This window comes from Vibrio sp. Hep-1b-8, assembly GCF_006124995.1.
Lineage (GTDB): Bacteria > Pseudomonadota > Gammaproteobacteria > Enterobacterales > Vibrionaceae > Vibrio.
In genome coordinates this window covers 1-5,465 of the sequence record NZ_QEWN01000040.1, presented here as the reverse complement: position 1 = coordinate 5,465, position 5,465 = coordinate 1, and the positions used below count along the sequence as shown (strand labels likewise).

The following is a 5,465-nucleotide window of genomic DNA, read 5'->3' as shown; positions in this document are numbered from 1 at the left end:
GGCTTATGAAGCTCTAAAGGCAAGCCGTGGCAAGGATGAATCGATAGTCTTTATCGATGCAGTTCACCCAACCTTATTAACAAAAATATCTCATGGCTGGATACGTACTGGTCAGGCTAAAGTGATTGAAACAACGGGCAATCGTAGCCGATTGAACATTATTGGCGCACTAAACCTGTCAGATATTGGTGCCACCATCGTTCACGATTACGAGAGTATTAACAGTGAAAATATTGTTCGCTTTTTCTGTAAGTTAAGAGAGAGTTATCCATTAGCCCATAAGCTTCATATCATCTTAGATGGTGCGGGATATCACCGCAGTGACTTAGTCAAAGATGCAGCGTTTGTCCTAAATATCGAACTACATTATCTTCCACCTTACAGTCCAAACCTCAACCCAATTGAGCGGCTTTGGAAGGTAATGAACGAGCAGTCGAGGAATAACGTTTACTTCAAAAATAAACGAGACTTCAAGGAAGCCATCGATCAATTTTTTACTGTGACTCTTCCAGAGATCGCAGGTTCACTGACGTCTCGAATCAATGATAATTTTCAGGTACTCAAGCCTGCATTTTCAAGTTGATTGGGTATAGAACAATTTATGGATGATTTGAAAGGCAATAAACGTTTTACCTGTACCAGTGGCCAGCGTTAACAGCACGCGTGACTTTCCTTTACCAATTGCATCTGTGGCGGCATGGACAGCTAATTCTTGGTAATAACGCGGCTGCATTGCGCCTTCTAAATGAAAAGGCACATTACGAAGGTGTTGGCCTAGATCCGAATTAACACCCGCGTAGCGGTTTTCAAGCTCTTGTGGTGTTGGGTAAAACTCGATGTAGTCGCCTTTGCCGGTTTTTAAATCGAACTCATAGGTTTGTTTGCCGTTGCTAGAATAAACAAAACGAACGAGTAGCTTTTTGGCATAGTCGATGGCTTGTTGAAGGCCTTCGGTTGGATGCTTCGATGCTTTCTTGGCTTCAACAACTGCAAGGTAACGATTGTCTTTGTGCAGCAGATAATCGACGAAACAACGACGACCACGGACACCGCCAGCAAGTTTACGGCCATCGGTAAAGTAATGTTCCCGAATGATATTGCCTGGTTGCCAATGCGCGGCTTTTAACGCCGGGTCGATATAGTTTGCTCTGGTATCTGCTTCTGACGACATATATCAACTACTCCCTCAACGCTCTAGTTCAACTAAAGCTTTTTCTGCGATAATCCATGGTAAACGCCTGCCACTGTCTTGCATCTGCCTGTAGGCTTCTCGCGCTTGGCCCGTGTTAATTTTCTGATGTACTACCAGCTGGCTTACTAGCCAAATTGTGCCTTTGACAATGGCTGCTTCTTTCTCGGCTGCTTTTCTAAGTGCCATATCTCCCGTTAGCAAAGGGCACTGCTCTTGCTTAGCTAAAGCAAGGGCAAAGCAATCGTTTCTACTTGCTTGGGTATAGGTGCCTGTTAGCTGCATGGCATACATCATTGATTCTGAAGACACCTCTTTTAACGCTAACCCTAAGTCGGGTAAGTGGGAATGTTCTTCTTCCAGCTCTTCGAAAAAAAGAATATCTGGCGTTGCGAAATCAAAAGGTAATTGAAACATTGCTTCCAACAGGCCGCCTTCTTCCATGTCAATGAGGATATTGGCGTCACTAATTAAAAGTTGCTGCACTCAACACCTCCAACTTTCGCTCTTTATGAAAGCTAGAGACAGACATGCCAAGTAACTCAGCGGCTTTTGATTCCCCTATGTACTCCTCACCTAAAGCACGGTAAACCAGTTGCTTGTGTAGATATGTCGATTCATGAGGGTAGGCCTTTCCTGGCTCTTGAGTACGCCATCCATTTTTACTAAACAGCATAAACAAGTTTTTCTGAGTCGCTGGCGTAATAATCCCACATTGCCCAGCACGAAACAGTGCTGCCAACATGCTAATACCATATTCATGCTTAAGCATGAATAATTCACGTGGTTCGATGTGACGGCGTTTTTCGCCCAAGTGTTCAATAAGTGTTTGAGCAGGCAGAAGAAACGCACCAGCAAACGTATTACAAGCCTTCTCTTCATCAAGACCTTCAGCCAAGCGCCCATGCACAACCAGATGACCGAGTTCATGAGCCAAGGTAAAGCGCTGGCGATCGCCGCTTTGAGCCGTAGAGATAACCACTACAGGCGTGTTCCCGATTTTCCCCGCAAGACCGTCAAACTTTTTATCCGTTTCCACATCAGTGGTAATGATCATCACTCCTTTAGATTCGAGGGTATCGATCATATCGTGGATTGGATTTAAACCAAGATCCCATGCGTGGCGCATTTGAACAGCCAAGTCTTCGGCTTGCTCCAAGCAAGTGATTTGCGCAGGAAGGTCTTCTGGTAGCTCGAAATCAGGAATAGGTTTCACGGAATCTGGATAAAGTTCTAAAAGCTCTTGCCAACGTTCAGCTTGGTCTAAGACGTCACCATTGATTCGATCTAGTACTTTCTTTGGGGTGTTAGCACGCTTGCGGTACTCTACACCTTCTAACTTCACCTTGGTTGGTCGAAAGAAATATTCGGTGCGTACATCTAGCGCTTTCGCAAGCTTAAGCAAGTTTGAAGAAGAAGGCATAGTTGTACCATGTTCGTACTTTTTAATGGCGTTAGCGGACAGGCCAACTTCGCTAGCTAATGCACTCATTGATAGCCCGGCAGCCTTGCGGGCTCGTTCTAGGCGTTCTGCAAACATGGTATCCTCTCAAGCAACGGGGTGGTTTATAAAAAATATAAAGTATAGAGAATTATAAACCTTGTTGGTACACTTTCATAGCGCAGAAGTCACATTGGTTTAATGTTTGACCTTATTACACCATCTAGATGGAAGCTGTCTTATCAGAACTAAGTCACAGTTCTAAATTTTCAGATATGTTGAGTGCATCTTCCATCTCTACTCCTAAATAGCGAATGGTATTATCTAACTTAGCGTGCCCCAATAATAATTGAACAGCCCGAATGTTTTTGGTCCGAGCATAGATCAGTGTCGCTTTGGTGCGACGCATGGAGTGCGTGCCATACAGATAGGGATCGTAGCCAAGTTCCGTTGCCCAACGGCGAATGATAGTGGCATAGCAGCTATAACTCATTGCCCTCCCTTGTTTTCGAGGGCTAGGAAACAGATAGTCTTGAGACGATAGTTGGCTGTGAATTAACCATTGAGTCAATGATTGTACGGTGCGAGAAGTGATCTCAAACTGTACCTCTCTGCCTGTTTTACTTTGGCTGTAAAGCACCCGGTCTTGAATTACACCTCCAGAAGAGATATCCCTCACTTTCATCCTAAGCAAATCACATGAGCGCAATTTGCAATCAATAGCGAGATTCAGCAAGGCCAATTCCATGATGTTGCCTTCGATTTCTAGCCGAGTGCGAATTTGCCAGATATCTTCGAGCTTGAAGGGCTTTTTCTGCCCAGTTAAGTGACCTTTCTTCGTCCACATAATTGACCTCCAGTCTAACTTTAGAAGTGGCCTTATTAAGTGTAGATACGGAAAATTGAATGGCTATGCAGTTAGGGGCTGACAAATATTGCAGACTAAAGTGGGTTAGAATCTTTACTCTAGCTGATTTTGGGGCAAGCCTTAGCCAGCAAGATCACAATTGGCACTGCAATGACATGCGTCTATGGGTGTTCAAGCTTGATTGTGTTTATTCAACCACTTCAACCCTTCACGATTGGCAATCCCTTGTATGTTTTGCTGATCAATAAACGAAACTACAGACTTGGCGTTGGTTTTCGAGAATTCTCGCAGTGCCCAGCCTATCGCTTTTTGTATAAAAAATTCATTGTCAGCCTGATTTTCTTTGATGATCTCAAATAATAGCTTTTCATCCGTCTGCTGTTTGAATCTCAATTGATAAAGTAATGCAGTTCGCCGCAACCAAATATTATCTGAGTTACGCCAACGACTAATGTACTGTCGAGTTTGGTCGGAATGGTTGATATACAGAGCAGCTGTAATGTGTGAGGAGAGAAAATCAACCGTATCCCACCATGATTTCGTAATGATAAGCCACTCTAATTCATATAGAAACGCTTCTGGTAGCTGGTTTTTACGTTTAATGAGCAAGTCAACTGCGATCAGTTGAAATTCCCTTTCAGGAAGTGACCAAAGCTCTCTGACAATGCTAGGTAAATCGTCTATCTCGGGGAGTTGTTCTTTTGAGAAAAGTGGTTTAAGCACTTCTCTCCTTTGAGTTGATTTAATCCCCAAGAATCGAAACTGATTGCGCATGTATGCCTGCATCTGTAGTGCATCAGCACTATTCGCCAAAGGTTCAAGCATTGTCTTTACCGTTATATTCCAAGGATGCATTCAAATGTTCCTAAGGCTCATTGAGTTCAATGATAAAGTTTACTTATTACATTATGTATATCAACACGACTCGGTTATATAGTTCAGTATGTCGGAGCGTAGCTCGGAATGGGGCAGAACTTTGCTAACGATGATCACTGCTGATAAAACTCTGGACTGAAGTAAGCACTGAGTACCATGCAGTTAAAAAGTGCGTTATTGTTTGTTGGTGTGGTAACTGAGCAAACCTATTCGTCCTCCATAAGCTTTATTCTAGCCGTCATCCAGCAATTTCAATCAGGCATAATTAAATCTTCGTGGGTATCATCTCTACGATTTCTGAGTTGGAGTATCAAAAACAATGAGCGTGATAAAACGTCATGAACGACAGATAAAGAAAGTGTGCGACTTTATAGATAGTAACCTAGACGACGAGTTCTCACTTGAGCATCTCAGTACTGTGGCTGCCAGTTCAAAGTACCACTTTCACCGTATCTTTAAGGCGTTTATGGGGATCAGTGCTATGCAGTATGTGTTACTTGCACGAATGAAACGAGCTTCCTTTAGGTTAGCATTTGAGTCAGAGTTCAGTGTTACTGATATTGCTTTTGAAGCTCAATTCGAAAGCCTAGAAGCTTTTACCCGTGCTTTTTCAAGGATATTTGGGCAAACACCTTCCCAATTTAGAAATCAGCCTGAGTGGCGTTCTTGGCACTCAAAGTATGAATATCATCCACCAATAACAGGAGAAAGTGTAATGGATGTTCAAATCGTAGATTTCGAAAAAAGAGAAGTTGCATTAATTGAACATAAAGGTAGCCCACGACTAGTATCCGAGACAGCAGCTAAGTTTATAAATTGGCGAAAATTAACAGGTTTATCTCCAATAAAAACCAGCGAAACATTTGGTATTCCTCATTCAGACCCAAGCGATACGCCAGATGATCAGTTTCAGTTTGATATCTGTGGCTCGCACGAAGGAGAGGTTCCAAGTAATGCCTATGGAATTAAATCTGGAACAATACCAAGTGGGAGGTGCGCCATGGCAGTCCATAAAGGAAGCCATGACAGCATTGGCGATACCGTTTATCACTTATATCAAAAATGGCTGCCAAATAGTGAAGAAGAATTAA

The 5,465-nt window shown here is 43.0% G+C and carries 7 protein-coding genes; 2 read left to right on the top strand and 5 right to left on the bottom strand.

The genetic code is table 11. The annotated features are described in order from the left end of the window. On the top strand, positions 1 to 583 hold a 583-nt coding region (locus DA100_RS07925), incomplete at its 5' end, for an IS630 family transposase (RefSeq protein ID WP_138971685.1). On the opposite strand, the gene DA100_RS07920 is transcribed toward DA100_RS07925, so the two are convergent. The 5 genes from DA100_RS07920 to DA100_RS07900 form a co-directional block, all read right to left on the bottom strand. Beyond that, positions 575 to 1,171 carry a DEAD/DEAH box helicase family protein gene (locus DA100_RS07920; RefSeq protein WP_240800895.1) on the bottom strand — a complete coding sequence of 199 codons (597 nt, stop codon included), beginning with the start codon at positions 1,169 to 1,171 and terminating at the stop codon, positions 575 to 577. The genes DA100_RS07925 and DA100_RS07920 overlap by 9 nt on opposite strands. 15 nt (positions 1,172 to 1,186) lie before the next feature. Further along, positions 1,187 to 1,675 carry a PIN domain-containing protein gene (locus tag DA100_RS07915; RefSeq protein ID WP_138971684.1) on the bottom strand — a complete coding sequence of 163 codons (489 nt, stop codon included), beginning with the start codon at positions 1,673 to 1,675 and terminating at the stop codon, positions 1,187 to 1,189. Then, entirely contained in the window at positions 1,656 to 2,729 is a 1,074-nt protein-coding gene (locus DA100_RS07910) for an XRE family transcriptional regulator (protein ID WP_138971683.1), read from the bottom strand. Before DA100_RS07910 ends, DA100_RS07915 begins: the two co-directional genes overlap by 20 nt. A gap of 154 nt (positions 2,730 to 2,883) precedes the next feature. Further along, the gene (locus tag DA100_RS07905; protein WP_138971682.1) at positions 2,884 to 3,477 is read right to left on the bottom strand and encodes a tyrosine-type recombinase/integrase; all 594 of its coding nucleotides are present in this window, start codon (positions 3,475 to 3,477) and stop codon (positions 2,884 to 2,886) included. 192 nt (positions 3,478 to 3,669) lie between these two features. Then, positions 3,670 to 4,323 carry a DNA alkylation repair protein gene (locus tag DA100_RS07900; protein ID WP_240800894.1) on the bottom strand — a complete coding sequence of 218 codons (654 nt, stop codon included), beginning with the start codon at positions 4,321 to 4,323 and terminating at the stop codon, positions 3,670 to 3,672. Between the two features lie 370 nt (positions 4,324 to 4,693). Between DA100_RS07900 and DA100_RS07895 the strand changes: the two genes are divergently transcribed. Further along, positions 4,694 to 5,465: GyrI-like domain-containing protein (locus DA100_RS07895; RefSeq protein WP_138971680.1), on the top strand; the 772-nt coding region annotated here is incomplete at its 3' end.

Coding starts and splice junctions, on each gene's coding strand:
- DA100_RS07920 (WP_240800895.1), bottom strand. CDS start 1,171: ATGTCGTCAGAAGCAGATACCAGAGCAAACTATATCGACCCGGCGTTA.
- DA100_RS07900 (WP_240800894.1), bottom strand. CDS start 4,323: ATGCTTGAACCTTTGGCGAATAGTGCTGATGCACTACAGATGCAGGCA.
- DA100_RS07910 (WP_138971683.1), bottom strand. CDS start 2,729: ATGTTTGCAGAACGCCTAGAACGAGCCCGCAAGGCTGCCGGGCTATCA.
- DA100_RS07905 (WP_138971682.1), bottom strand. CDS start 3,477: ATGTGGACGAAGAAAGGTCACTTAACTGGGCAGAAAAAGCCCTTCAAG.